The sequence below is a fragment of the Shinella sp. OV683 genome (genome assembly GCF_057787725.1).
This window is the reverse complement of the sequence record NZ_CM173543.1, coordinates 911,523-936,446: the sequence shown is the minus strand read 5'-3', so window position 1 is coordinate 936,446 and position 24,924 is coordinate 911,523. Positions and strand designations below refer to the sequence as shown.

The following is a 24,924-nucleotide window of genomic DNA, read 5'->3' as shown; positions in this document are numbered from 1 at the left end:
GGCCCAATCCGGCCCAGGGGCGATGGAGGCGGCGCTTGGCACCGCCTCGCGCAGTCCCTTATTTCGCGCCAAGGAAGGTGGTGTCGACGATATCGTCGTATTTCACATCCATCTTCAGCTTCTGCATGCTGCTCCAGACTTCGCCGCCGAGGGTAACCAGCCTGCCTGCTTCGCCGTCCTTGCCGTCCTTGAAGAATTCCTTGTTGCGTGCTTCGTCGTAGAAGTTGACGCCGGCCGCCGACGAGGCGAAATCCTTCGGATCCTTCAGCCAGCCGCCGACACCCTTGGCCATGACTTCATAGGCTTTGGCCTGGTCCGACTTGATCAGTTCGTTGGCCTTGTAGAGGCCCTTGACCAGCGCTTCGACGTCCTTGGGGTTCTTCTGGATGTAGTCGCAGCTCAGCTCGACCACATCGACGATCACGCCCGGCGAAGCGGACGAATCGACCAGCACCTTGCCCTTGTTGGCCTTCTTCGCCAGCGTCAGGTGCGGCTCCCAGGTCACGGCGACCGGGATGCGGTCCGCCATGAATGCAGCAGCGGCATCGTCAGCCGACATATTGGTGACCTTGACGTCCTTGTTGGTCATGCCGTTCTTCTTGAGCAGGATTTCGAACCAGAACTGCGAGGTCGAGCCCTCGTTCATGGCGACTTCCTTGCCCTTGATATCGGCAAAGGAATTGATGTCGGAAGTGACCAGAACGCCATCGCCGCCGTGGCTGTCGTCCAGTGCGTAGACGGATTTGAAGCACAGGTCCTTGGAGCGGTACTTCATGATTTCGTCGATGGTCGATGCGCTGCCATCAAGCTCGCCGGCCGCTACCGCCGCCATGTAAAGCGATGAGTCTTCGATGATTTCGAGATCGACGTCGAGGCCGTTTTCCTTGAAGTAGCCCATGTCGCGGGCGAGAAACAACGGGCCGTATCCGACCCAGGTGGTCATGCCGAGTTTCATGCTGCCGGCATGGGCTGTGGACATGGCGATAAGCGCGACACCGGCCGCCAGGGCCACGGTGCGCAGGCGTGAGGACAATTTGGTCATAGTGTTCCCTTTTGATTATATGTCGCTGGCTTTTGCCGCGCCAAAGCTATGGTCCGCCCGATTTTCTTCCCAGTCAACATCGGGCGAAGCTCAACTTTGTTCCGGTGTCGAAAACAAAGCACGGTTCCTTCGTCGCAAAAACAATGATTTTTGGTATTGCTGATTAGGAAAAACCTAAGCACGTGCAGACTTTACGCACAGCGCCTAAATATTCGCCATTCAGCGCTTCTTCTGCCCCATGGCCGGCGGCACCATGCCCGGAATATAGGCATCAGAGATAAACGATCGTGCATGGCCGACAAAGGCGGTCAACAAACGTGACTTGCGGATTTGCTTGAGCGTTGCGAGCCCGATCGTCATCGGCCGGTGCTCGCCCGAAAGCCGCACCCGCACCACCTTGCGGCCGTCGAGGGCCAGATCCGAGCGCGGCGTGACATTTGCAAGCGTATAGCCATAACCATTGGCCACCATCGTGCGGATCACGTCGGGATGCGAGATGCGGAAAGCAATGTTGGGCTGCAGCCCTTCCTTCATGAAGATCGCCAGGAAATATTCGGCGCTCAGCGGCAGGTCGAGCAGAATTAGAGGCAGACTCGCCAACTCCTCGAGCGTCACCGCGGAATGCCGCGCCAGCGGATGGCTTTCGCCCACCACCGCATGTACCGGCAGGTCGACCAGCGGCGTGAATTCCACGTCGGCCGGGATCTGCAGATCATAGGAGATCGCCACATCGATCATCGCCTTGTGCAGGCCAGACAGCAGCGTCTCCTGATGATCGGCCTGCGGCCTGATATTGGCATTCGGGAAACCGGCCTTGAAGGAGATTGCCAGTTCAGGAAGGATCATCGGTGCAAGTGTGGTCAAGCATCCCACATTCAGCTGCCCGCGCACTTCATCGCTGGCCTCGGACGCCACCGCATAGAGCGACTCCGCCTGCTCGATCAGCCGCTTGGCCTCGATCAGCATGGTCCGGCCAGCCGGCGTCAGCGACAGACCCTGTGCGTGATGCCGGACGAATAGCTGAACATCAAGCTCCTGTTCGAGCTGTGAGATGGCCGTGGAGATCGACGGTTGGGAGATGTTGATGCGCTCGGATGCCTGGGTAATGCTCCCGGCCTCGCCGGCTGCGATGAAATATTCAAGCTGTCTCAGTGAAAAGCGCATGCGGGCCGCCGTTTGGTTTTGCGCCAATGTCGGCGTTTGAGCTGACTTGTCAATAACAACAAGCCGTTGGAATTCAGCTCAGCTCAAGTCCCTCCCCCAAACGGCGGACGGGTTGGGGAGGGATTTCTCGAGCTAATACCGAATCCACACAGTCTTCAGCCCGGAGAACTTGTCGAAGGCATGCAGCGACAGGTCGCGGCCGATGCCGGATTGCTTGAAGCCGCCAAACGGCGTCATCGGCGACAGCGCATCGACCGTATTCACCGACACCGTGCCCGCCTTCAACTTGGCCGAAAGGCGATGGGCGCGGGACAGGTTCGAGGTCCAGACGGAGGCAGCAAGGCCGTAGATCGTGTCATTGGCCAGCGCCACCGCCTCATCCTCAGTCTCGAAGGTCGAGACGGCCAGCACGGGTCCGAAGATTTCCTCGCGCACCAGCCGGTCGTTGCGACCAACATCGGCAAAGATCGTCGGCTGGACGAAGCAACCGTTGCCATCGACCGACACCCGTTCGCCGCCGGCCACAAGCCGCGCCGTCTTGCGGCCTTCATCGATGAAGCCCATGATCCGCTGCGTCTGGTTTTCATCGACAATCGCGCCCATCGTCACCGAGGGATCGAGCGGATTGCCGGGCGTGTAGCGCCCTGCCCGTTCCACCAGCTTTGCAAGAAACACCTCGGCGATCGACTTTTCTACGTACAGCCTGGAATTGGCCGAGCAGACTTCACCCTGATTGAAGAAGATGCCAAACGCCGCCATGTCGGCCGCCGCGTCCAGATCCTCGCAATCGGCAAAGATCAGGTTCGGGCTCTTGCCGCCGCATTCCAGCCAGACCTGTTTCATGTTCGACTGGCCGGAATAGGTCAGGAACATCTTGCCCACCTCGGTCGATCCGGTGAAGGTTATGCAATCGACATCGGCATGCAGGCCGAGTGCCTTGCCGGTCACCTCGCCAAAACCCGGAACGACATTCAGCACGCCTTCCGGCAGGCCTGCCTCGATGGCAAGCTCGGCAAGCCGGAGTGCCGAAAGTGGCGACTGCTCCGCAGGCTTCAGGATGACTGAGTTGCCGACCGCAAGCGCCGGCGCGCATTTCCACGTCGCCATATCAAGCGGGAAATTCCAGGGGATGACAGCACCGACGACGCCAAGCGGCTCGCGGCGGATCATTGCCAGATTGCCGGGCTCGGTCGGCGCGATCTCATCATAGAGTTTGTCGATCGCCTCGCCATACCATTGGAAGATCGCCGCCGACCCCGGCACGTCGACGGTTGCAGCGTCGTTTACCAGCTTGCCCATGTCGAGGCTATCGAGCAACGCCAGTTCCACAAGATTAGCGCGGATGAGATCGGCGAGCCTGAGCATCACCGCCTTGCGTTCGGCGGGCGATTTGCCCGACCAGCGGCCGTCCTCAAATGCTGCCCGGGCGGATTTCACGGCACGATCGACATCGGCGGCGTCACAGGCCGCGACCTTGGTCAGCACTCCGCCGGTGGCCGGATTGATGCAGTCGAAGGTGGCGCCCGACAATGACGGCACACGCCTGCCATCGATGAAAGCCTCGCCGCGCAATGTGAGGCGCGTCGCTTCTGTCTGCCAGTCGATTTTGGTCATGTCGTTCATAAAGGACACCTAGTTTTCATTCATCAATTTCAAAAGAAGGCGCACCGCCTGCCGCGGCGATACTCGCGTTTACGGAGTCTCTCAGCGCATCGGGGTTCATTAGCTCGCCCCAGGGAAAGACTTCATGCCAAAATTCCTCGCTGAGATTCACATTCTCCGGCCACCACCGGGTTGCGCCCGACGCCAGAACCTCTTCCTCATTTGCGTATTCCGGATCGACAGTGATTTTTAGGCCCGGCAAATCGCTGCCACCACTGAACATCACGAAAAGAGAGTGCAAGAATCCACTCATCTTTGCATCAAGCTCGGGATTGCCTGGAAGCAGGTCCTCCTTGGGCATGTCGCGCCATTGTTTAAAGAGAATGATGATGTGCTCGAACATCATTTCACGGCATTCATCGGCGGTGTAAGCTCTTGAATTTTTAGCCATTCTGCGTGCCCCAATTGCTTTGCTAAATGTCAACTACACATAAAGAGCATGGCTGTGCCAACAGCGATTTACAAATAAGCAGCATTGAAGTTAGTAGCGCTCCCGGCGCTTTTGACTATTCATCTCCCGGCACGCCGTAACTCGGCGCGGCGGTCGGATCGAGGGCACGCGTCACATAGGCGTTGAGCTGCGGCTTGTAGAGTTCCCAGAGGTCGGCAAGCGCCGTGATCGGATCCTTTTCGTGCCAGTCGACGCGCAAGTCCGCGACCGGCCAGCTGACCTTGTCGACCACCAGCATCCCGGCGGAGTGCACAGGCCCCGCTTCGCCCCCGGCGGCAACGGCCGCCTGCATCGCAACGATCAGCCTGTCAGCGAGATAGCCTGTCGATGCCTCGAACGCGCGCACCATTGCCTGTGGCACATCTTCGTTCGCCAGCAGATTGCCGGCTGCAACACAGTCCTTGCCCTCGAAGGTCGAAAATACGCCCAGCGCCTTTGCGCCGGAATAAGTCGCGGTGCCGCCATTGCGATCGACAATCGCCAGCTGACGGAATTCTGCGAATTCGTAGCCGTCGAGCAGCGTGTCCAGCGTATCCTTGGCCGAAAACCCCTGACCCAGCAGCATCAAGCCCTTCTGGCCGAGAGCCGGATCAGTGATGTTCTGGCTGGCAACCACGCCGGCGCCGGCCTTGGCATGCGCGCATCTTGCGGCAACCGCCGGCGAGGAAGAACTGATGGCGATGCCGAGCATGCCGGTCTTTGCGCAGCGCGCCGAGATCGAGAAGGTCATGCGCTTACACCTCGTCCGGAATGACAGCTATGGCGTCGATCTCGACCAGCCATTCCGGCCGGGCCAGCGCCGAGACGACGATGCCGGTGGAAACCGGGAAGACGCCCTTTAGCCACTTGCCGACAACGCGATAGACGGCTTCGCGATAGCGCGGGTCGACGAGGTAGATGGTGATCTTGGCGACATGGGCGAGTTCGGAACCTGCCTCTTCCAGCAGCATCTTGATATTGGCCATTGCCTGCTCGGCCTGGCCGGCAGCATCGCCTATCGCGACGCTTGCCGATGTGTCGAGATCCTGGCCGATCTGGCCGCGCACAAACACCATCGAACCTTTGGCAACCACCGTCTGGCAGAGATCATTATCCAGCTTCTGTTCCGGATAGGTGTCCTTGGTGTTGAACATGCGGATGCGTTTGTGAACAGGCATATCGGCGACTCTCAATTGAACGTGGTACGGGTAATATCGGCGAAGGCGGCTAAGCATTCCAGGCCATTGGAGCCACATCTCGGCAAAGAAGGAAAGAAGGCTTTCCATGGACTTTGCATTTGAAATTCCGAACCATCTGACGCCTCTGGTTAGGTGGATCAAAGAGCAGATAACAGTTCGCACCCCACCGCGAGGCTTCAAGACGCTACATCAAAATATCCAAAGCAACGGCGAATTAAATCATTATTTCTCGAAGCAACCGCTTCGATTACGAATTGCCCAACCCCTCTGCCCTGCAGTCGGGAAGTCTGGATTTCGATAAAAGGAGCCGGTGCATGACGGTTGAAAACGTCGACACGCTAATCGTCGGTGCAGGCCAGGCCGGGCTGGCGGCGAGCGAGCATCTCACCAACAACAACGTTTCTCATCTCATCGTCGAGCGAAACCGCATTGCAGAGCGCTGGCGCAGTGAACGCTGGGACTCTCTCGTTGCCAATGGCCCTGCCTGGCATGACAGATTTCCCAGCATGACTTTTGCCGACATCGATCCGGACAGCTTCGCCCCGCGCAACAAAATCGTGGACTATTTCGTTGCCTTTGCAGAAAAGATCGCCGCGCCCGTCCGTTGCGGCGTCGAGGTCAAGTCTCTTAGCAAGGCCGCAGACGGCTCAGGTTTTCGCGCAGAAACATCGCAAGGCGTGATCGAAGCGAAAAACGTCATCGTCGCCACCGGGCCGTTTCAAAAGCCGATCATACCGGCTCTTGTGCCGGCAGACACCGGAATTGTTCAAATCCACTCCGCCGCCTATCGCAACCCTGCCCAATTGCCCGCAGGGGGAGTCCTGGTGGTCGGCGCCGGCTCCTCGGGCGTGCAGATTGCAGACGAACTGGCCTGCTCTGGACGGTCGGTACACCTCGCCGTCGGCCCGCATAACAGGCCGCCCAGAAGCTACCGAGGGCGCGATTTCGTCTGGTGGCTGGGCGCGTTGGGGCTTTGGGACGTCAAGACCAACGACCCGGCCCTGGAACATGTGACGATCGCAGTAAGCGGTGCGCATGGCGGCCATACCGTCGATTTCCGCGACCTTGCCGCCAAGGGGATCACGCTTGTCGGGCGGGCCGAGGCATACGAGGACGGCATCATGCGCTTCGCCCCGGATCTTGCGAAGAATATCGCCGCAGGCGATGCGGACTATCTCTCCGTTCTTGACTCTGCGGACGCCTATATCGCCCGCGAGGGACTGGATTTTCCCGAAGAGCTTGAGGCCCGCGTCATCGGTGCCGCGCCGCAGTGTGCCGTCGATCCCGTGCTTGAACTCGACCTCGCCAAGGCCGGAATCACCTCGATTGTCTGGGCGACCGGATACAAGCTCGATTTCGGCTGGCTCAATCTCGACGCCTTCGACGAAAAAGGCCGGCCCGCACATCAGAACGGCGTCTCAAAGGTGCCCGGACTTTACTTCCTCGGCCTGGCATGGTTGTCGCGCAGGGCATCGCCGTTCATCTGGGGCGCATGGCATGATGCCAAATATGTTGCGGAGCAAATCGCAGCGCGCGCTCGCTAGGTCGGGCTGATCTGCCCGGGCGGCTTTCATATGGCGGCCGCCGCGTGCAGATCGCAATTCTCGGCATCGGCCTCGCATGACCGCCATTGTTGTTGTAGTCGGATTGGCCTACTGAAATCCCGCTCTCAAAAGGACAGATGGCTCGATGACCCCATGCCCCTGCGGCTCCCGAAAGGACTATTCTGCGTGCTGCGGACCGCTGCTGGCAGGCAGGCCTGCGCCCACGGCGGAAGCGTTGATGCGGTCCCGGTACACGGCCTACAGTGTGGAAAACTTCGCCTATATCGAGCAGACCTGCGCTGGAGAAGCTGCCCTGACCTTCAATCGCCAAGAGGCGACGCGGTCAGCATCAGGCACCGAGTGGCTCGGGCTGACGATCGAGGCAACGACGGGCGGAGCGGAAGACGACACGACGGGCACGGTGACATTCACCGCACGCTACCGCCAGCATGGCCATCTCGCAGCACTGTCCGAGACATCGGAATTTCGCCGTATCATGGGCGCCTGGCGCTACATCAGGGGTGACGTATCCCTAAGCTCGAAAAAGGCGCCAGCCTTGCAGATCGGCAGGAACGATCCCTGCCTTTGCGGATCAGGCAAGAAATACAAGAAATGCTGTGGCGCCGGGCTTGCCTGAAGCCATTGCCGCGCTTCAGCCGGTGAGGCGTTTCGTTAGCCGCGATAGCATCGCCTGGCACCGGGCAAGTTGATCGAGGCTGACGAATTCATCCGGCTTATGTCCCTGGTCCATGCTGCCCGGTCCGCAGACAATTGCGGTGGTCGCAAGCGCATCCTGGAACAGCCCGCCCTCGGTGCCAAAAGCCACCTTGATGCGGTTCGTCTGGCCGGAAAGCGCGATGGCTTGCGTGGAAATGGCCCCAGACGGGTCCGTGCCGAGGCCGGGATACTCATTGAAAATGTCGAGCCGAATTTCGGCCTCCGGAAACCGCTGCCGCTCCCTGGCTGTGATCGCCTCGGCCCGCTCAAAGAACTGGTCCATGATCGTCCTGGGATTGTCGCCGGCGATATTGCGGATCTCGAAGAGCATCTCGCACGTGTCCGGTACGATGTTGAGCGCCGTGCCGCCTTTGATGACGCCGGCATGCAGTGTCGTATATGGCACGTCGTAGTCCGGATCGCGCAGCCCCGTACGCTCGATCTCTGCCTGCATGGCGCGGATCTCGCTGAGAAAATCGGAAGCGAGATGGATGGCGTTGAGCCCCGTGGGCGCCAGCGCCGAATGCGCGGCATGGCCGCAGCAGGTGGCGCGAATACCGGTCTTGCCCTTGTGGCCGGTGGCGACCTGCATGAAGGTGGGCTCGCCGATCAGCACCCATTCGGGTCGAATACCGGCCTTGGCGAGTTCGCCCAGCATAGGGCGCACGCCGACACAGCCGATCTCTTCGTCATAGGACAGTGCCAGATGCAGCGGCCGCGCAAGGTTGGCATCCTTGCCCGCAACCACAGCCTCTATCGCGCAGGCCACAAAGCCCTTCATATCGGCCGTGCCACGGCCATAGAGATTGCCGTCTCGCGCCACCAGCCTGAACGGATCGCTCGACCAGGCCTGGCCCTCGACCGGCACCACGTCGGTGTGCCCCGAAAGTGCGACACCGCCGGAACCCTGAGGCCCGACACTCGCAAACAGCGACGCACGGTCACCGCCCTCGCCGGGATAGAGCTTAGCGTCGATCCCCGCCTGCCGCAGCAGATCTGCCACGTAGCGGATCAGGTCGATATTGCCGTCGCGGCTGACGGTGGGAAAGGCGATCAGTTTCTCGAGCGTCGAAAGAACCCGGTCCATGTCACCTCTCCTGCTTTTCGTCTCAGAGATCCGCCATCGCGGCGAGATAGCTCTTGCGAATATGGTCCGAACGGATGTCCCAGACAACCGCCGTACCCTTGGCGATGATCCAGGAATCGCCGGGGCCATAAACGGTCGTCTTGCCAGTGGTTTCATCGGTGATCGCGAGATCGCCGTCAAGCAGCGTCGCATGCTCGTGAAAGGCATAGACGCCTCGGTACTTGCCCTTGGTGGCGCTGTAGAGACCGCCGGAAACGGCCGTCTCCAACGTGCCGAACAGCAATTTGCCGGCGACCTTGATCGGGCCTTCGATCGTCGTGGCGCCGATATCTTCCGGCGCGCCCCAGGCGTCGAGTTTGACCCGGTCCATCGAGAGTTTGAAAGGCAGCATTGGTGTTTCCTCTTGTTATGTCGGTGTTATGCCAGGGGCAGAAGTTCGGCGATCTCGCGCTTGAACGGCAATTGCCCTTCGGCCAGCGGTGCGCCATCGAGTTCCTCGGCGTAACGGTGGCCGGCGTAAGTCGCATGCGCGATGGTGGCCGGCGCCTGGGCATCGCCGATCGCCACGATGCTCTCGATGCCGGCATCGGCCCACTCGTCTTGGCGTGCCTTGAGATCGAGCAGCAGTTCTTCATTCGGCAGCCGGGCGGTGACCAGCACGACGGCATCGACGGCAACACGCTCCTGCTTACCGGTAAAGGCGCAGGCAAGGACGGCTTCATCCTTGCTGATCGACTCCACCAAAGTGAAGGAGCGGATCTTGATGCCCTTTTCCAGCATCCGCTTCTGGATGAAATGCTGCTCCATGGTGTTGCGCGTCCAGGTCGACGCTTCGGATGCAGGCGTCACATAGGTCACGTCACAGCCCTTCTCGGCCATCAGCTCAGCCATGACGCCGCCCATGTAATAGTGGTCGTCATCGAACACCACGACCCGGCCACCAGTGGGACAGTTGCCGCTCATGACGTCCGTCGGCGAATAGACTGCTGCCCCCTCCTGGATCGGGATCGGCAGCGTGAACGCATGTCCGACACCATCCTTGCGCCATGTCGCACCGGTGGCGATCGCCACGCGCGGAATGCCGAAGCCCAGCACGTCGTCAGCCGTCAGGCGGCTATCGAAGTAAGTCTGCACATTGGCGAGCTGGTTGAGCTGCAGCTTGCGGTAATCGGCCACCCGGATCCAGGCCGACAGGCCCGGCAGACGCGATTCCTGCAGCACGCGGCCACCGAGTTCCTTGCTTGCTTCGGCCAGGGTCACCTCATAGCCGCGCTTGCCGAGCGCCTGTGCCGCCTCGAGCCCGGTCGGTCCGCCACCGATGACCAGCACCGGCTTCTCGTTCCGCTGGCGGCGGATCTTTTCGGGGTGCCAGCCCTTGCGCCATTCCTCGGCCATGGTCGGGTTCTGGGTGCAGCGGATCGGCGACTGGGTGAAGTCACCCGACACGCAGATATTGCAGCCGATGCATTCCCTGATGTCGTCGAACCGGCCTTCCTCGATCTTCTTCGGCAGGAACGGATCGGCGATCGATGGCCGCGCGGCGCCGATCATGTCGAGAATGCCCTTGTTGACCAGGCTGACCATGCGATCGACGGACGTATAACGCCCGACACCAACCACCGGCTTCGACGTCAGCCGCTTGATGCCCTCGATGAACGGCTCCTGCGCGCCCTCCTCGGAAAAGCGCGAAGTACGGCTGTCGTTCTCCCAGCCGGCCAGCGTCACGTCCCAGAGATCCGGCAGATCGGCCATCAGGCCAATCATGTCCTCGACCTCTTCCTTGTAGAGTCCCCCCTCACCCAGCAACTCATCGACGGAGATGCGCACCGGCACCGCACAGGTATCGCCCACGGCGTTTTTGGTTTCCTCGGTGATTTCGCGCAAGAGCCGGATGCGGTTCTCGATCGGACCGCCATATTCGTCAGTGCGCTGATTGTAGCGGCGCGACAGGAAGTGATGCAGGAAGCCCAGCGCGTGAGCGGCGTAGACATAGATCAGGTCGAAACCCGCAAGCTTGGCGCGCTTGACCGCCGCGAGGTGCCATTTGCGGACATTGGCAATGTCCTCCTTATCCATCCGGCGCGCCTGCACCGGATCATACATGAAGGTGGCGACCGGCAGATGCGCCGGTCCCATCGGCACTTCGCGCGAATAGAGGTTCGAGCCGTTCATTCCGTTATAGGCAAGCTCGATGCCGGCGAGGCTGCCATGTTCATGGATCTTGTCGGCCATCCGCGCCAGTGCCGGGATATCGCGGTCGTCCCAGAGCCGCAGCTCGATGAACGGTGTGATTTCAGATGTATGGTGTAGCTCGACCTGCTCGGTGCAGACGACAGCCCAGCCGCCCTCGGCCTTGACGCCGCGCATATGTGCAAGTGCAGTCGGATCGCGATAGCCCATGCCGTTGCAATGCGGCACCTGGTAGAACCGATTGCGCGCGGCGACCGGGCCGATCTTGACCGGCTCGAACAGCACATCATAGCGCGCGGGACGAGGCGATTTCGTTCCCCAACTCAGCATCTCGTTCATTTCAGCGATTCCTCAAAATCCAGCTGGCATATGAGCCATATTGGCAGGCTTCAGGAAAGTAATGAAAAAAACTGGATTGCTTCAGAAAAACAAAAACAGAGCGAATTATACGGGCGCTATCCCATCCAGAAATCGGCTGACGACATCCTCGCCCTCGACGGGCTCGCTGCCGGCCATGACGGCCACCGAGAAGGCAACCAGCGACGAGAGGGCATTGTGGCTCGAGGCACCGGCTCGCAAGTTCATCACCAGCGTCGGGCAGAGAAACAGCGCCGAACGAACGACTGTGCGCCAATCATCCGGCAGCAAACCGCGCGCCTTCAACTCCGCCAGCAGCGGCCGCCATAGATACTCGGCCTTCACCGCCAACAATCTATCCCGAACGCGGCTCAGCTGCCAGTCCGTATCGAGAAATAGCGTGCCCGTTTGGTAGCGCGCCTTGCCCGAGTATCGAGAAGCAGCATCGGCGGGATCATAGAGCCAGAACGGGTGGGCAACGATGTTATGGAACGTCGTCTTGACCTCGGCCAGCAAGGTTGGAACGTGTTCTCCCGCAAAGGCGGGATCGAAATAGGAGAGTTCGGCACCACCCGGCTTGGCGCTATACCAGACGTTGGCATTGTGGGCATCGCCATGCGCCACCACGCCACCGGCATCCGCCATGCACCCCGGCTTCAGGCGCTCGGCCGCGCGGCTGAAAAGCTCGGCGACGGTATACCGGTAGTGGATGCCATTGATGACGATACGTGCGGTGGAAAACGCCTCCCAATCAAGCTCGACACCGGGAAACGCCATGGGCTGGCCGACATAGAAGTTTTTGTAGCGGCCACCGGGAAATGTGTCATTCAGCGGATCGATCAATCGCTCATAGAACAACCGATGAATGGGCTCATCCGCCGCCTGCGCCGCCGTGATCGGATGCAGCGTCCGCAGATAGACCTCCAGCAGCTTTTTCGACAATTCTCGCTCTGCAGCGATCGCCAGCGCTTCCGCCCGTTCGTCCGGCACCAGATCGAGCCCGCGCAGCACATCGGAAAATCGCGGATCGCTGCGCCGCCGATAGATCAGGATCTGTTCTCCGGGGAGCACGGACATGTGCAGGGGCTGGTCGACCGGCAATCCCGCACGGGCGAGGATATCGGCGCGGTAATACTCGCCGGACATCGCCTCCTCACCTTCCTCCTGATGAAACTTGAAGAAAAACGCTTCGCCACCGGCTTCGAAGAAGCCGTTCAGCGAATTCAGGCTGTATTGGTCGCGGTTGATGACGATGTTGGTTGGCTCAAGCGTAAAGAGTTCGCGCAACAATGCAGACAGCAGCAAGATCGCAGCCGCTTCATCATGGACGGCAAGGCGGCGGATCTCCGCGGTCCGGCTTGATGTCATCGGTCACCGAAGCGGATGATGGTTTTCAATCCCGTCACGTCGCCGCCAAGCAGCCGCGCATAGGCGGAAGGCACGTCTTCGACGCCGATTTCCCTGTCGATCAAGCGCGTCAGGGCATCCGCCAGATCCGGCAGCATCGCCACCGCATCGGGCAACTCGTCCTTGAACGCGTGGCAGCCAAGCAGCGCAATTTCGCGTTCGACCAACTCGTTAGGATCGAGATCGATCCGCCCGTGCGTGATACCCACCAGCGCCAGCGAGCCGCCGCCGCCAAGCAGATCGAGCACCGTCTTCAGAACAGTGATGTTGCCGGTTGCGTCGAGCGCATGGCGTAGCACTCCGCCACCCAAGGCCGCGGAGATAGCACCCTTGGCAAGATCGACCACACTGGCGCCACTGACTTCGGTGACCAGCGCGGCGCGGGCGATGTTGCGGTCAGCGACCAGCAAAGGCCCATCGTGCAGGCGCGACAACAGCAGTGCCGCCAGCCCGCCGATCGGCCCGCAGCCGACCACCAGAACAGGCTCCCCACTCGGCAGTGCCTGCTTGCGCACGGCATGCAAGGCAACCGCCAGCGGTTCGGCCATTGCGGCAATCGACGGCGCAAGCCCGGGCGTGTGCTTTACCAGCAGCCGTGCCGGAATAACGGTCTCCTCGGCAAAACCACCATCGCAGACCTCGCCGACAAAGCCGAGGTTGATGCAGACATTCTGCCGGCCACTCAAGCAGGCCGGGCATTCTCCACACCAGAAGCGGCTGTCGGCAACCACAGTATCGCCGACCGAAAATCCGGAAGCGCCGGCGCCGACTTCCATCACCACGCCGGCGAATTCATGTCCCGCAACCGATGGCGAACGGCTGATCCACTGGCCGGTGCGAAAGTTGTGCAGATCCGAGCCGCAGATACCGGCTGCCGTCACCCGCAGGCGCACCCAGCCCGCTTCCAGCGCGCCGGGCCGCTCGATCTCCTCGACCCTGATATCGCCCGCAGCATAAAGCCTCGCCGCCTTCATCGACGTCCTCACAGATACTGTTTGCGGATTTCCGACACCGCATGCTCATGCGAGGAAAAGCCTTCATACTTCGCCAAGGTTTTGGCGTGTCTGGCAAACTCCGGATAGGCCGAGGCGGTGACATAGCCGATCGACGAGCGCTTGACGAAATCGGTGACGGACAGCGGCCCATAGGTGCGCGCCCAGCGGCTGGTCGGCAGCACGGCATTCGGCCCGAGCCCGAAATTGCCGATCGACACCGGGGTATGCGGCCCCATCAGGATTTCGGCGGCTTCGGTGATATGGCCGAGATGCGCAAACGGATCGGTGGACAGTATTTCCAGATGCTCCGGAGCATAGTCGTTGATAAAGCGATAGCTCTCTTCGACCGACGATGTCAGCACGATGCCGCCGCAAGCACCGGTCAGTACCGCCTTCGAAAACGCTACGCGCTGCTCGGTCATCCGCCCCCAGTGCTCGGGCAGTGCTGCCAGCGCTTCTTCAGCAACGCGGCGGCTGTGGGTGACGATATAGGCCGATGAATCCGGCCCATGTTCAGCCTCGATCAGCACATCCAGCGCCGCTAGCCCGCCCTTGACCGTGTCGTCGGCGAAGATGATGGCTTCCGACGGCCCCGCCGGGACGCCGGGATCGATGACGCCGGACAACAGCCGCTTGGCGGCGACCACCCATGGACTGCCCGGACCGACAATCTTCAGCGCCGGCTTGATTGTCTCCGTGCCATAGGCGACTGCGGCAACGGCCTGTGCACCGCCAACCTTGTAAACCGTCTCGACGCCCGCCAACCGTGCAGCAACAAGCGTCGCGGCATCCACCGAGCCGTCCGGCGCCGGCGGCGTGACAATGGCGAGTTCCGGCACGCCTGCCACCACGGCCGGCACGGCCGTCATCATCGTCACCGACGGAAAGGCTCCCTTGCCGCGCGGAATATAGAGCGCCACCGACTTGATCGGCGTGAAGCGATCACCGGCATAGGCGCCAGGCCGCATTTCCTTCAGCCACATCGCCTCCGGTTTCTGCTCCTCATGGAAATGCCGGATATTGTCGATGCCGAACTTGATGGCGTCGATGACATCCCTCTCGACCTTGTCGAAGGCGGCGTCGAATTCGGCCTCCGTCGCCTTCAGGCCTTTGCCCCCGAGGTCGGCCTTGTCGAGATCGCGCGCAAAGCGCACCAGCGCCGCATCACCTTCGGTCCGCACTGCCTCGATGATCGGCTTGACCTTGTCGATGAAACCGGAGAGATCGGTTTCCGAGCGGCGCAGCAGCGCTGTACGGCCGGCATCGTCGAGCTTCGAAAGATCGTGGAAGGAGACGTCGGACATGGTGTTTTCCTATTCCAATTCAAATTGATGCGAGATAGCCGCCGTCGATGGGGATGCACGTGCCCGTGACATAGGCCGAGGCATCGCTGACGAGAAACACCACGGCGCCCGCCACATCGTCCATGGCACCGAACCGGCGCTGCGGGATTTTTGCCAGCATCGCCTGCTGCCAGGCCTCGTCCTGGTAGAACACGTCGGTCATGCCGGTGCGAAAATAGCCCGGCGCAATCGCATTGACGCGGATGCCGAGCCCGGCCCATTCTGTGGCCAGCGCATGCGTCATGCCCATCAACCCGGATTTCGACGATCCATAGGGTACGGCAGTCGGCACGCCGATATAGGAGGTGAGCGAGCAGAGATTGACGATCGCCCCGTCCCTGCCCGCCTTCTGCATCTGCCGCGCGGCAGCCTGGGCACAGAAGAACGCGCCCTTGAGATTGGTCGAGACGATCTTGTCCCACAACGCTTCATCGACATCGAGCGATGGGCGGATTTCCTCATAGCCGGCATTGTTGACGAGGATATCGAGCCCGCCAAGCGCATCTGCCGCCGCCGCGATCACCTCGCTGCAAGCAGCGACATCCAGTACATCAAGTGCAAAAACATGTGCCTGCCTGCCATGCGCCTTGATGCGTGACGCGGTTTCCTCAAGCGAGTCCAGATGCCGTGCGGTGATCGCCACATCAGCACCGGCTGAGGCAAGCGCTGTCGCGATCGCCTGGCCGATGCCACGGCTGGCGCCGGTGACCAAAGCCTTGCGGCCCGTCAAATCGAAAAGTGCTGGAATATCCATCTGCTCATCCTGCGCATCCGCCAACGGCGCGTCGCCTGTTGCAAAGCAGCATCTTTTTCGGCAAGTGTCTATACATATCGAGAGAAAATGAACGGCAAGCGTCTTGCTACGTTCGACAGGTGGATGGCGGGCGTGACAGGCTCGTTCTGCATCGAATCCAACGGGCCACGGAGGCTGCGCCCGAGCATCCCACTGCGTCAATCGCTGTTTTCGCGGTTGTCCACCCGCTTGATGAAGCGCTTGATCTGGATATCCTTCCATACATTCTCCCGATGGAAGGGATCGTTGCGGTTGAATGCAATCACCTCGTCGATGGAATCGGCGGAGACGACGAAAAGCGAACCGATCATCGTTTCGCCATCTTCAGCCACCAACGGCCCGGAGATCACCGTTTTCACCGTCGCAGCCGCCAGATACGCCTTGTGCGCGTCATAATGCGCCAAGCGCTTCTGCAGCCCGCCCTCGTGGTCAACGCAGTGAATGGCGAAGAGCATGGTTAGAGTCCTTTCCGGAGGACAAGCCTCGAATCCTGGAGCCACGGCCGTAACGGCTTCCACGAGAGAACACCGAAAGCCGTCAGATCGCAACAAGTCGTCGAATTCTATTTCAAGGCTTCAGCCTCTGGACCGCGCGAAAATCTTTGTCAATCGATTGCAAAGAAGCAGATAAAAAATCTAAACCGACCTGGTACCAGTCGAGGAAATCCAGCGCGGTATCACGAATGGCGCCCCACGCTTCGATGACCTTGATGGCCTCGTAAGGGCTTTCAGCGCCGCCGCAGTGCTTGGGGTTAACGGCCTCGCTATTGGCCCACGCTCCGAGGCGGCGGGAACCGTCCCCGCAACTGGCCAGCGCAACGGCCAAGAGCAGAGCGAGAGGTTTGACCAAACCTGTCGAGCACTTCGCAAAAAGTGCTGCCAGTCGGCGCCAGAGTACTGGAAATCTCGGGTCAGGATGGTGGGCGTGACAGGGATTGAACCTGTGACCCCTGCAGTGTGAATGCAGTGCTCTCCCGCTGAGCTACACGCCCATCCCTTTGAAAAACAACAACAAATTATTGCCCTTCACTTGCGGTGCCATGCCACTACCAGTTTTCGCATGCCATTGCAAGCGTTGCCGGAAAAATTGGGGCTGGCTTGTCCGCCGCCGGCGCCATGACAATGTCGGCGGGGCAGTTTAATTCCCTTGGCTCTCGAAGCCCGTCAGCACGCCGACTGCGTTGACGCCGATATCGGCGACGGCATAGCCGCCTTCCATGACGAACAGCGTCGGCAGGCCCAGCTTGGCGACCCGCGCACCGATCTTGGGGAAATCCTCGGTCTTCAGCTTGAATTTCGAGATCGGGTCCTTCTCGTAGGTATCGACACCGAGCGAGACGACGACGACGTCTGGCGCGTAGTCCTTGAGCTTGTTGCAGCCATCCTCGAGCGCCGCACTCCAAGTCTCCCAAGGCGTGCCCCAGCGCAGGGGATAGTTGATGTTGAAGCCTTCGCCGGCCCCCTCGCCCTTCTCGTCGGCATGACCGAGGAAGTACGGATATTCCTGCATCGGATCGGCATGCAGGTTGATGACCTGCACATCACCACGCTGGTAGAAGATCTCCTGCGTACCGTTGCCGTGGTGGTAGTCGACGTCGAGGATGGAAACGCGGCTCGCACCCTGGTCGAGAAACCACTGCGCAGCGACCGCGGCATTGTTGATGTAACAGTAGCCAGCCATGAAGGCGGCACCGGCATGATGGCCTGGCGGGCGGCAGAGCGCGAATGCCGTGCGCTCGCCACCATTCACGAGGCTCGCTGCGGTCAGCGCGACATCATGGGACGACTTGATCGCATCCCAGGTGCCTTCGACCATGCCGCAACCGCCGTCAAAGGAGTAATAGCCGAGTGCGCCGTCGATGAACTCCGGCAGCACGTCGCCGCGCAGGCCACGGGTCGGCCACGTGAACGGCAGCGCCGTGCCTTCGCGGCCCTCGGCCTTCCAGCGCGAATAGACGGTCGGCAGGAAATCGAGATAATCCTGGCGATGAACCTTGGCGGCGGTGGAAAGGTCGTGCTCGACCGGAGCGATGACCTCACCGAGCTTCACTTCTTGCAGGCGGCCCAAGATGTATTCGGCGCGAGACGGCATTTCGAAAGCGGGAACGATGGCCCCGGCCACCAGTTCCATGTTGCCGGAATGGCCGAGATGGCGGGGAGAATAGACTGACTTCATGATTGCACTGCCCAAAAAGGGAATAGGAAGAAAATGGAATAGCAAAAGGCCGCGCCCCGGAAAGGAGCGCGGCCTTGCGATGATTACTTCTGCAGTTCAGTCCAGATCTTGGTGTAGATTTCCTGGGTTGCCGGATCGCAGAGCTTCATGAATTCGGCCTTGGATTTCATGTCTTCCGGCACGTTGAGTTCCGGTGCGTCCTTCATGTCGGCGGGCATGAACTTGTCAGAGCCGGCGATGCCGTTGGCATATCTGGCGAAAGCCGAGATCATCGCCGCATTTTCCGGATCCATGATGAAGTTCTGGAACAGCTTGGCGTTCTCGACGTTCTTGGCATCCTTCAGGACGACGACATTGTCGGACCAGTAGGTGAAGCCTTCCTTCGGATAGCCATAGTGGATGGACGCCTTCTGCAGCCGCTGGCGCAGCGCCGAGCCGTTCCAATCACTGGTGGCGGATATATCGCCGGACACCATCTTGTCGAGTGAGGCATAATCCATCGACAGCCAGTTCGGCTTGGCGTTGACCAACGTGTCGCGGGCCTTCTTGAGGATCGTCTTGTCGGTTTCGCAGAGCTTGCCACCATTATACTTGATGGCGGCATAGAGCACGTCGCTCATTTCGGGAACGACATTGACCTTGCCCTTGAGCTCCGGCGGCGTATCGAAAATGATGCCCCAGGTGTTGATGTCGCCCTTGTAGACGGCGGTATCAACCGAAACGCCAACCGTGCCCCACTGCCACGGCACCGAATATTTGCGGGCCGGATCGAACTCCGGATTTGCCCACTCCGGTAGCATGTTCTTGGCGTTTTCCATCTTGCCCGGATCGGTTTCGAGCAGCAGGCCTTCAGCGATCCAGATCGGCAGATGGCTCTGCGACGGAACCGCGATGTCGAAGCCGGTGCCGCCCTGGCGAACCTTGGCAAGCGCTGTGTCGTTGGAGTCGTAATCGGTGATGGTGACCTTCACGTCATACTGCTTCTCAAACTTCTTGATCAGATCTGGGTTGGTGTAGTTGCCCCAGTTGAAGATATGCAGTTCGCCGGCAGCATGCGCCATGCTGACCGATGCCAGCAGCATGGCTGCCGTGACTATGATTTTCCTACCCTTGTTCATTCTAGTTCCCTTTCGTTTCTTATTAGGCACGCTTCTGGTTGATGAAGAAGAAGATGGTCACGGCCGCGATCGACAGCAGCAGGAAGACAGCCGAGATGGCGTTGACCTCCGGTGTGATGGCGCGACGCAGCTGGCCCAGCATGTAGGTCGGCAAGGTGTCCTGACCGCCGGATTTGACGAATTCGGTGATGACGACATCGTCGAGCGAAATGACGAAAGCCAGCATGAAGCCGGCAATAACGCCCGGCCACAGCAACGGCAGCGTCACATAGCGGAAGGCCTTGAACGGCGTGGCATAGAGATCGGCCGCTGCCCGCTCCAGCGTATTGTCCATGCTTTCCAGCCGTGCGCGGATGGGCAGATAGGCGAACGGAATGCAGAACGCGGTATGCGCAGCGATCAGGTAGCCGAGGCCGACATAACCGGTCCAGATCTTGATGCGCGAGAAGAAGATCAGCAGCGCCACCGCTGTAACGATTTCCGGCACCATCAGTGGCAGGTTGATGAAGGCATATTTGGCGGTCAGGCCGCGGTAACCGGCGGTCCGTGTCGTGGCGATGGCGGCCAGCGTTGCGGCAATGGTTGCGACAATGGCTGCGCAAGCGGCGATCTGCAACGAGCGGATCGAGGCATCGATGACCTGCGAATTGCCCGAAGCGACATGGAACCAGCGCAGCGACATGCCATGCCATTGCGACAGGCTCGGTCCATCGTTGAAGGCAAAGATCACGAGCACGACGATCGGCAGATAGAGCGCAAAGAAAGTGATCATCGCAATCGTGGTGAAACCCGTCTGGCGCCGGATACTGAATGTGTTAGCCATGGGTTTTCTCCGCAGAGCTGGAATTGCGGATATAGGCAATCAGCGCCACCATGACGATCAGCATCATGGTGATCGACAGCGCCGAACCGAGCGGCCAGTTTCGGCCCTGGCCGAACTGCAATTCGATGAGGTTGCCGAGCATCAGGTTCTTGCCGCCGCCCAGCATCGTCGGTGTCACATAGGCCCCGAGCGACGGGATGAACACCAGGATAGCGCCCGCAATAATGCCGGGCTTGACCAGGGGAATGATGATCTTCGTCAGCACCCGGAACGGCGTGGCATAGAGATCGTATCCCGCCTCGATCAGCCGGAAGTCGATCTTTTCCATGCTGGCATAGAGCGGCAGCACCATCAGCGGCAGGTAGACATAGATCATGCCCACCAGGATCGCACCGTCGGTGAACAGCATCTGGATCGGCTGGTCGATCAGCCCGAGGCGCATGGCGATCGTGTTGATCACGCCTTCGTTGCGGATGATCTCGAGAACAGCGAATGTGCGGATCAGCAGATTGGTCCAGAACGGGATGGTGATCAGGAACAGCCAGATTTCCCGCGAGCGCTGCGGCCGCGTGGCAATGAAATAAGCCGTAGGAAAGCCGAAGATCAGCGTGGCGATCGTTGTTATCACCGAAAGTTTCACCGAACGAATGAAGATCGACAGGTGTGCACTGGCGACCGACAGCGTGTCATCGAAGACATCACGCTCGAAAAACACCCCGAACCAGCCTTCGGTCGAGGAATTCCAGATCACGTCGCCATAGGGCCCCGGTGTCAGAAAGGAATAGATGACGACGATCAGCAGCGGCCCGACGGCCGCGAGCAGTATGATCAGCAAGGCAGGAGACGAAAGAAGCCAGCGATTGCGGACATCGCGCCTCTGTTGATCTTCGATAAGGGCGCTTTCTCCTGCCATTTCAGCCCCTCAGCACGCGTATGGCGTCAGCCGGGAACGTCACGCCGACCACATCGCCCGTGGACCGGCCACCCTCCTCGCCGGGTCGGTTCTGCTGGCGAACCGTAAACAACGATCCGTCGGAAAGCTTGACGTTGTAATACGTGTCGGTGCCGAAATAGATGACGTCGTTGAGAGGACCGACAAGCGTCGCGCTGGAGTCCGTGGCGCCGACGAGACGGGCATGTTCCGGCCGTAGCATCACTGTGACCTCGTCGCCTTCGCCGACCGCGGCAGGCGCAGGCGTCGAGATCGTCACGTTGCAGTTGAGGCCGATCGAGGCCGAGCCGTCGTTGATCGACGAAACCTTGCCCTTGAGGAAATTGGTCTCGCCGATGAAGTCGGCGACGAAACGGTCGGCAGGCCGGTCATAGATATCACGCGGCGCGCCGATCTGCAGGATCTTGCCGGATTGCATGACCGCGATGCGGTCAGACATCGTCAGTGCTTCTTCCTGGTCATGGGTGACGAAGACGAAGGTGATGCCGGTCTCCGCCTGAAGGCGCTTGAGCTCGATCTGCATTTCCTTGCGCAGCTTGTAATCCAGTGCGGAAAGCGGCTCGTCGAGCAGCAGCACTTTCGGCGCCGGCGCGAGCGCCCTTGCCAGTGCGACGCGCTGTTGCTGACCGCCGGAAAGCTGGCTGGTCTGGCGCTTGGCGAATTGCTCCATGCGCACCAGCTTCAGCATCCCGTTGACCCGCGCCGCAATTTCGTCCTTTGCCTTGCCGAGCATCTTCAGCCCGAAGCCAATATTCTCGGCAACGGTCATGTGCGGAAACAGCGCGTAGCTCTGGAACACCGTGTTGATCGGCCGCTTGAACGGCGGCATTGCCTCGATCTCTTCGCCATGCAGCAGAAGTTCGCCCTCCGCCGGGAATTCAAACCCGGCGATCAGCCTTAGCAACGTCGTCTTGCCGCATCCCGAAGGTCCGAGAAGCGTGAAGAACTCATTTTGTCTGATGGAAAGGTTGGCGCCGTTGACCGCCGCGAACCGGGCCTCACCGTAACCGTAGAATTTAGACACACCGCGAATTTCGATCGCGCTCAGTTCCGCCATAATTTCCCACTGCCCAGTTGCACTATCGGCTCTCTCATGGAGCCGTCGTTCCCCGACCTGCAGCCTGCCGTTGTTATGATTATTTCGTACAGGCGCCTCAGCAAAGTCCGGGCTAGATGACCACAGCGAAACGCAATTGACAACGGGGATTTTGGATTGCGATTCAATATATTTTCATGAGGAGAAAGTTAGGAAAAGCCTAAGCAGGCTTTTTGCTGCCTTGCATTTTAACAACACCGACCAGCGCGCCTCCCCTGTTTTCAGGCAGAAGAGGCGTTGAAACGAACGCTTGGCAAAACCTCAAGCGGAGTGGGTGAGCGTCCGCCGCAAATCACTTTGGCGGGCTTGATCGTGTGGATATCGTTTTCGTCGACGGCCTCGATATCCGCGTCCAGCAATGTCAGGTCGGCGAAATAGCCCTTGCGAATCATGCCTTTGCGGTCCTCGGCAAATTCGGCGTAGGCACCTTCGCGCGTGTAGCCGGCGATTGCTTCCATCAGCGAAAAACTCTGGTCGGGATCGGTCTCGGCCCAAGGCTTGCGGGTCACGGCCGCCTGGATGCCGTGCAACGGCTCGATGGGCGACACCGGCCAGTCCGAGGCAAACGGAATGTGCGCGCCAGCTTCCTTCAGCGTCCGCCAGGCATAGGAGTAGGGCCAGCGGGCGCGGCCGATCATCGACACGGTCGGCTCCAGCGGCAGGCCCATCGCACCTGGCGGATGCGGAGGCTGCATGGAAGCGATAACGCCCAGTTCCTTGAAACGGTGGATGTCGTCGGGATGAACCACCTCGATATGCTCGACGCGGTGGCGGCTGTCGCGCTTGCCGTTGGCCTTCTCAGCCGCCTCGTAGCCGTCAAGTACGGCGCGCACTGCCCCGTCGCCGATCGCGTGTACGGCAATCTGCAAGCCGCGTTTGTCAATCGCGATGGCCGCGTCCTTCATCGCCTGCGGCGTGAACAGGCTCTCGCCGCCGGTGGAATCGGGCTTGTTGGCATAGGGCTCGACCATGATCGCCGTCCAGCTGTCGAGCACGCCATCATAGAACATCTTGACGAGGCCGGAACTGAGGAAATCCGACTTGTATGTCTCATGCATGTGCGACGCGCGATCGAGCTCGGAAAGCGGCATGAAGTTCTTGAGGTGGAACGGAATCTGCACCCGGCACGGCAGGAAGCCGTCGCGCTTTTCGATCTCGCCCAGCAGCTGAAGCTGGTAGAGATTGCCGTCCATGCATTGCAGCGAGGTGAAGCCGTGGTGCGAGCAATATTCCAGCCCGCGCCGCATGACGGCGATGTCGATTTCCAGGTCGGCCTGTTCCGGATACGGATCGGGCTCGAGACCCATCAGACCAAGCCGATAGCGGTCGAAGCCCGAGGCGATCTGCAGCGGACCGAAAGCTTCCATCTCGCGAAGCTCGCCATTGGCCAGACCATCGTCGCCCATGACGATTTCGTTGCCGGGCCCCAGATCGGCGCCATGCAGGATACCGGCCATTTCCAGCGCCTTGGTATTGGCCCAGGCGGTGTGGTGATCGTGCGCAAACATCGCGAACGGACGATCCGGCAGGATCTGGTCGAGATGCTGTCGGGTAATGCGCTGGCCATCGCCAAGGATCGTGTAGTCGGCGCCCTGCCCGTAAAGCAGCTTGTCGTCCGGCCGCGAGACGGCATAGTCCTGCACCGCCTTCTTCAAGGCATCGAAACCCAGTACGCCGCTCAGATGCAGGTGATCGAGTTCGGCCGCACCGGAAAACAGATGCAGGTGGTTTTCAGAGAAACCCGGCACCAGCGTATTGCCCTTGGCGTCGATCACCTCGGCACCCGGCTTCGCCAGCGCCTGCATCTCCGCATTCGAACCGACACCGATGATCCTGCCACCCTCGGCATAGACTGCTTCGGCGCGAGGATTGTCCGCATCCATCGTCAGGATCTTGGCGTTGATGATCAGGATGGGCGTCAAGTCTGGCATGATGTCTAACTCCACAGTTTTTCAGTTCACCAGTTTGTTGTTTTTTCATTCGAGCCGGCTGCTGTCCTGTCTCGCAGGTCGGCTCGCCGCCTCCAACGCAGCAAGCAGAAGATTGTATGGCAACAGCAATGACAGAGGTGCGTCATTCAGCGAGACCGCACCATAGAGCCGATACCAGGCTGCAGCCCTTTCGTCTTTCGCATCAATGATCAAGGCTGTTCCACCCATTTCCGCCGATGCGCGAATACATCGTTCCGCCGCTGCAACCAGCAACTGACCACCTAGCCCCTGCCCATGAAAGCTCTTGCTGACCGCCAGTCGCCCAAGCCTGAAGCCACCAACCGGATATCGCCCTCCGCGGGGGCGTGCCAGTTCCGGTACGCGAAAGAAATCCACTTGAGCGGGACTGAGTGTGTAAAACCCGTAGATCGTAGTGGCATCGATCTCGTCGAGGGCTACATAGGTTTTCGAGATGCTGTTTTCGTGGGCTTTTCGTGCGTGCTCGGCAAGGAAGCTGTTAAGCTCGGCCTGCCCACAGTCGAAGCCTTTACGATTGTGTCTCTTCTCTATCGCGACTTCACGCCATTTTGGCAGACTCATCGCTCCACCGGCAGCGCCTTTGCTGCTGCAATCAGGCGCGCATTCGGCTTCGGAGGATTATCGAGCAGATCGAGCCAGAGCCGCGTATCACGCTCCGAGAGTGCGATATGCTCGGCGCGATCGATGACTGCCTCCGCCGCCTGCAATGCGCTGCGAAGGATGAAGTCCTTCAGATCAGTCTGTTCCAATGACGCAGCACGCATCAGCCTCGCCTTCTCCTGAGGTGGAATTCGCATCGCATAGCGATTGTTTTCGACAGCGGCTCGTGGCATAGGTGGCTCCTCGTACTCTTTCAATGG

Annotated in this window: 25 protein-coding genes and 1 tRNA gene; 2 read left to right on the top strand and 24 right to left on the bottom strand. The window is 60.2% G+C overall.

Features of this window, described 5'->3' with window-relative positions; all coding sequences use genetic code 11:
* Positions 1 to 58: 58 nt before the first annotated feature.
* From ACXHRN_RS04575 to ACXHRN_RS04550, 6 genes are all read right to left on the bottom strand, one after another.
* Positions 59 to 1,042: an ABC transporter substrate-binding protein gene (locus ACXHRN_RS04575; RefSeq protein ID WP_488640161.1), complete on the bottom strand. Its 984-nt coding sequence runs from the start codon at positions 1,040 to 1,042 to the stop codon at positions 59 to 61.
* 219 nt (positions 1,043 to 1,261) lie between these two features.
* Positions 1,262 to 2,206, bottom strand: a complete 945-nt coding sequence (locus ACXHRN_RS04570) for a LysR substrate-binding domain-containing protein (RefSeq protein ID WP_488640160.1) — start codon at positions 2,204 to 2,206, stop codon at positions 1,262 to 1,264.
* A 132-nt stretch (positions 2,207 to 2,338) separates the two neighbouring features.
* Positions 2,339 to 3,829: an aldehyde dehydrogenase gene (locus ACXHRN_RS04565; RefSeq protein WP_488640159.1), complete on the bottom strand. Its 1,491-nt coding sequence runs from the start codon at positions 3,827 to 3,829 to the stop codon at positions 2,339 to 2,341.
* 16 nt (positions 3,830 to 3,845) lie between these two features.
* A complete protein-coding gene (locus ACXHRN_RS04560; protein ID WP_488640158.1) occupies positions 3,846 to 4,259 on the bottom strand; it encodes a hypothetical protein in 414 nt (137 codons plus the stop codon).
* Between the two features lie 115 nt (positions 4,260 to 4,374).
* A complete protein-coding gene (locus ACXHRN_RS04555; protein WP_488640157.1) occupies positions 4,375 to 5,049 on the bottom strand; it encodes a DUF1028 domain-containing protein in 675 nt (224 codons plus the stop codon).
* A 4-nt stretch (positions 5,050 to 5,053) separates the two neighbouring features.
* Entirely contained in the window at positions 5,054 to 5,476 is a 423-nt protein-coding gene (locus ACXHRN_RS04550; protein ID WP_488640156.1) for a RidA family protein, read from the bottom strand.
* Positions 5,477 to 5,811: 335 nt separating this feature from the next.
* Between ACXHRN_RS04550 and ACXHRN_RS04545 the strand changes: the two genes are divergently transcribed.
* Positions 5,812 to 7,041: a flavin-containing monooxygenase gene (locus ACXHRN_RS04545; RefSeq protein WP_488640155.1), complete on the top strand. Its 1,230-nt coding sequence runs from the start codon at positions 5,812 to 5,814 to the stop codon at positions 7,039 to 7,041.
* A gap of 145 nt (positions 7,042 to 7,186) precedes the next feature.
* Positions 7,187 to 7,678: a YchJ family protein gene (locus ACXHRN_RS04540; RefSeq protein WP_488640154.1), complete on the top strand. Its 492-nt coding sequence runs from the start codon at positions 7,187 to 7,189 to the stop codon at positions 7,676 to 7,678.
* 15 nt (positions 7,679 to 7,693) lie between these two features.
* Here the strand turns inward: ACXHRN_RS04540 and argE are convergent, their stop codons facing one another.
* The 18 genes from argE to ACXHRN_RS04450 form a co-directional block, all read right to left on the bottom strand.
* The gene (gene argE / locus ACXHRN_RS04535) at positions 7,694 to 8,845 is read right to left on the bottom strand and encodes an acetylornithine deacetylase (protein WP_488640153.1); all 1,152 of its coding nucleotides are present in this window, start codon (positions 8,843 to 8,845) and stop codon (positions 7,694 to 7,696) included.
* Between the two features lie 22 nt (positions 8,846 to 8,867).
* On the bottom strand, positions 8,868 to 9,236 hold the full coding sequence (locus ACXHRN_RS04530) for a cupin domain-containing protein (RefSeq protein WP_488640152.1): 369 nt from the start codon (positions 9,234 to 9,236) through the stop codon (positions 8,868 to 8,870).
* A 26-nt stretch (positions 9,237 to 9,262) separates the two neighbouring features.
* On the bottom strand, positions 9,263 to 11,374 hold the full coding sequence (locus tag ACXHRN_RS04525; protein ID WP_488640151.1) for an oxidoreductase: 2,112 nt from the start codon (positions 11,372 to 11,374) through the stop codon (positions 9,263 to 9,265).
* A 105-nt stretch (positions 11,375 to 11,479) separates the two neighbouring features.
* On the bottom strand, positions 11,480 to 12,694 hold the full coding sequence (locus tag ACXHRN_RS04520; RefSeq protein ID WP_488641823.1) for a hypothetical protein: 1,215 nt from the start codon (positions 12,692 to 12,694) through the stop codon (positions 11,480 to 11,482).
* A 62-nt stretch (positions 12,695 to 12,756) separates the two neighbouring features.
* On the bottom strand, positions 12,757 to 13,773 hold the full coding sequence (locus ACXHRN_RS04515) for a zinc-dependent alcohol dehydrogenase (RefSeq protein ID WP_488640150.1): 1,017 nt from the start codon (positions 13,771 to 13,773) through the stop codon (positions 12,757 to 12,759).
* 8 nt (positions 13,774 to 13,781) lie between these two features.
* Complete coding sequence (gene hisD / locus ACXHRN_RS04510) at positions 13,782 to 15,098, bottom strand: histidinol dehydrogenase (protein ID WP_488640149.1); 1,317 nt, start codon at positions 15,096 to 15,098, stop codon at positions 13,782 to 13,784.
* A gap of 19 nt (positions 15,099 to 15,117) precedes the next feature.
* Entirely contained in the window at positions 15,118 to 15,891 is a 774-nt protein-coding gene (locus tag ACXHRN_RS04505) for an SDR family NAD(P)-dependent oxidoreductase (RefSeq protein ID WP_488640148.1), read from the bottom strand.
* Positions 15,892 to 16,088: 197 nt separating this feature from the next.
* Positions 16,089 to 16,385, bottom strand: coding sequence for a YciI family protein (locus tag ACXHRN_RS04500; RefSeq protein ID WP_488640147.1), 297 nt, complete (start codon positions 16,383 to 16,385; stop codon positions 16,089 to 16,091).
* A 112-nt stretch (positions 16,386 to 16,497) separates the two neighbouring features.
* Entirely contained in the window at positions 16,498 to 16,779 is a 282-nt protein-coding gene (locus tag ACXHRN_RS04495) for a hypothetical protein (protein WP_488640146.1), read from the bottom strand.
* Positions 16,780 to 16,846: 67 nt separating this feature from the next.
* Positions 16,847 to 16,921, bottom strand: a tRNA-Val gene (locus ACXHRN_RS04490).
* Positions 16,922 to 17,067: 146 nt separating this feature from the next.
* Entirely contained in the window at positions 17,068 to 18,105 is a 1,038-nt protein-coding gene (locus ACXHRN_RS04485; protein WP_488640145.1) for a histone deacetylase family protein, read from the bottom strand.
* A gap of 83 nt (positions 18,106 to 18,188) precedes the next feature.
* Positions 18,189 to 19,223, bottom strand: a complete 1,035-nt coding sequence (locus ACXHRN_RS04480; protein ID WP_488640144.1) for an ABC transporter substrate-binding protein — start codon at positions 19,221 to 19,223, stop codon at positions 18,189 to 18,191.
* Positions 19,224 to 19,245: 22 nt separating this feature from the next.
* Complete coding sequence (locus ACXHRN_RS04475) at positions 19,246 to 20,046, bottom strand: ABC transporter permease (RefSeq protein ID WP_488640143.1); 801 nt, start codon at positions 20,044 to 20,046, stop codon at positions 19,246 to 19,248.
* Positions 20,039 to 20,959 (bottom strand): ABC transporter permease, encoded by a 921-nt coding sequence (locus ACXHRN_RS04470; protein WP_488640142.1) that lies wholly within the window; start codon positions 20,957 to 20,959, stop codon positions 20,039 to 20,041. Before ACXHRN_RS04470 ends, ACXHRN_RS04475 begins: the two co-directional genes overlap by 8 nt.
* Before the next feature lies 1 nt (position 20,960).
* Positions 20,961 to 22,055, bottom strand: a complete 1,095-nt coding sequence (locus ACXHRN_RS04465) for an ABC transporter ATP-binding protein (RefSeq protein WP_488640141.1) — start codon at positions 22,053 to 22,055, stop codon at positions 20,961 to 20,963.
* A 260-nt stretch (positions 22,056 to 22,315) separates the two neighbouring features.
* Positions 22,316 to 24,025 carry an amidohydrolase gene (locus tag ACXHRN_RS04460; RefSeq protein WP_488640140.1) on the bottom strand — a complete coding sequence of 570 codons (1,710 nt, stop codon included), beginning with the start codon at positions 24,023 to 24,025 and terminating at the stop codon, positions 22,316 to 22,318.
* Positions 24,026 to 24,070: 45 nt separating this feature from the next.
* Positions 24,071 to 24,625, bottom strand: coding sequence for a GNAT family N-acetyltransferase (locus ACXHRN_RS04455; protein ID WP_488640139.1), 555 nt, complete (start codon positions 24,623 to 24,625; stop codon positions 24,071 to 24,073).
* Positions 24,622 to 24,897: a type II toxin-antitoxin system TacA family antitoxin gene (locus tag ACXHRN_RS04450; RefSeq protein ID WP_488640138.1), complete on the bottom strand. Its 276-nt coding sequence runs from the start codon at positions 24,895 to 24,897 to the stop codon at positions 24,622 to 24,624. Before ACXHRN_RS04450 ends, ACXHRN_RS04455 begins: the two co-directional genes overlap by 4 nt.
* Positions 24,898 to 24,924: the final 27 nt, after the last annotated feature.

Bases quoted from the DNA above. Each gene is read 5' to 3' on its own strand.
- ACXHRN_RS04575 (WP_488640161.1), bottom strand. From the start codon at position 1,042: ATGACCAAATTGTCCTCACGCCTGCGCACCGTGGCCCTGGCGGCCGGT.
- ACXHRN_RS04570 (WP_488640160.1), bottom strand. From the start codon at position 2,206: ATGCGCTTTTCACTGAGACAGCTTGAATATTTCATCGCAGCCGGCGAG.
- ACXHRN_RS04565 (WP_488640159.1), bottom strand. From the start codon at position 3,829: ATGAACGACATGACCAAAATCGACTGGCAGACAGAAGCGACGCGCCTC.
- ACXHRN_RS04560 (WP_488640158.1), bottom strand. From the start codon at position 4,259: ATGGCTAAAAATTCAAGAGCTTACACCGCCGATGAATGCCGTGAAATG.
- ACXHRN_RS04555 (WP_488640157.1), bottom strand. From the start codon at position 5,049: ATGACCTTCTCGATCTCGGCGCGCTGCGCAAAGACCGGCATGCTCGGC.
- ACXHRN_RS04550 (WP_488640156.1), bottom strand. From the start codon at position 5,476: ATGCCTGTTCACAAACGCATCCGCATGTTCAACACCAAGGACACCTAT.
- ACXHRN_RS04545 (WP_488640155.1), top strand. From the start codon at position 5,812: ATGACGGTTGAAAACGTCGACACGCTAATCGTCGGTGCAGGCCAGGCC.
- ACXHRN_RS04540 (WP_488640154.1), top strand. From the start codon at position 7,187: ATGACCCCATGCCCCTGCGGCTCCCGAAAGGACTATTCTGCGTGCTGC.
- argE (WP_488640153.1), bottom strand. From the start codon at position 8,845: ATGGACCGGGTTCTTTCGACGCTCGAGAAACTGATCGCCTTTCCCACC.
- ACXHRN_RS04530 (WP_488640152.1), bottom strand. From the start codon at position 9,236: ATGCTGCCTTTCAAACTCTCGATGGACCGGGTCAAACTCGACGCCTGG.
- ACXHRN_RS04525 (WP_488640151.1), bottom strand. From the start codon at position 11,374: ATGAACGAGATGCTGAGTTGGGGAACGAAATCGCCTCGTCCCGCGCGC.
- ACXHRN_RS04515 (WP_488640150.1), bottom strand. From the start codon at position 13,773: ATGAAGGCGGCGAGGCTTTATGCTGCGGGCGATATCAGGGTCGAGGAG.
- hisD (WP_488640149.1), bottom strand. From the start codon at position 15,098: ATGTCCGACGTCTCCTTCCACGATCTTTCGAAGCTCGACGATGCCGGC.
- ACXHRN_RS04505 (WP_488640148.1), bottom strand. From the start codon at position 15,891: ATGGATATTCCAGCACTTTTCGATTTGACGGGCCGCAAGGCTTTGGTC.
- ACXHRN_RS04500 (WP_488640147.1), bottom strand. From the start codon at position 16,385: ATGCTCTTCGCCATTCACTGCGTTGACCACGAGGGCGGGCTGCAGAAG.
- ACXHRN_RS04485 (WP_488640145.1), bottom strand. From the start codon at position 18,105: ATGAAGTCAGTCTATTCTCCCCGCCATCTCGGCCATTCCGGCAACATG.
- ACXHRN_RS04480 (WP_488640144.1), bottom strand. From the start codon at position 19,223: ATGAACAAGGGTAGGAAAATCATAGTCACGGCAGCCATGCTGCTGGCA.
- ACXHRN_RS04475 (WP_488640143.1), bottom strand. From the start codon at position 20,046: ATGGCTAACACATTCAGTATCCGGCGCCAGACGGGTTTCACCACGATT.
- ACXHRN_RS04470 (WP_488640142.1), bottom strand. From the start codon at position 20,959: ATGGCAGGAGAAAGCGCCCTTATCGAAGATCAACAGAGGCGCGATGTC.
- ACXHRN_RS04465 (WP_488640141.1), bottom strand. From the start codon at position 22,055: ATGGCGGAACTGAGCGCGATCGAAATTCGCGGTGTGTCTAAATTCTAC.
- ACXHRN_RS04460 (WP_488640140.1), bottom strand. From the start codon at position 24,025: ATGCCAGACTTGACGCCCATCCTGATCATCAACGCCAAGATCCTGACG.
- ACXHRN_RS04455 (WP_488640139.1), bottom strand. From the start codon at position 24,625: ATGAGTCTGCCAAAATGGCGTGAAGTCGCGATAGAGAAGAGACACAAT.
- ACXHRN_RS04450 (WP_488640138.1), bottom strand. From the start codon at position 24,897: ATGCCACGAGCCGCTGTCGAAAACAATCGCTATGCGATGCGAATTCCA.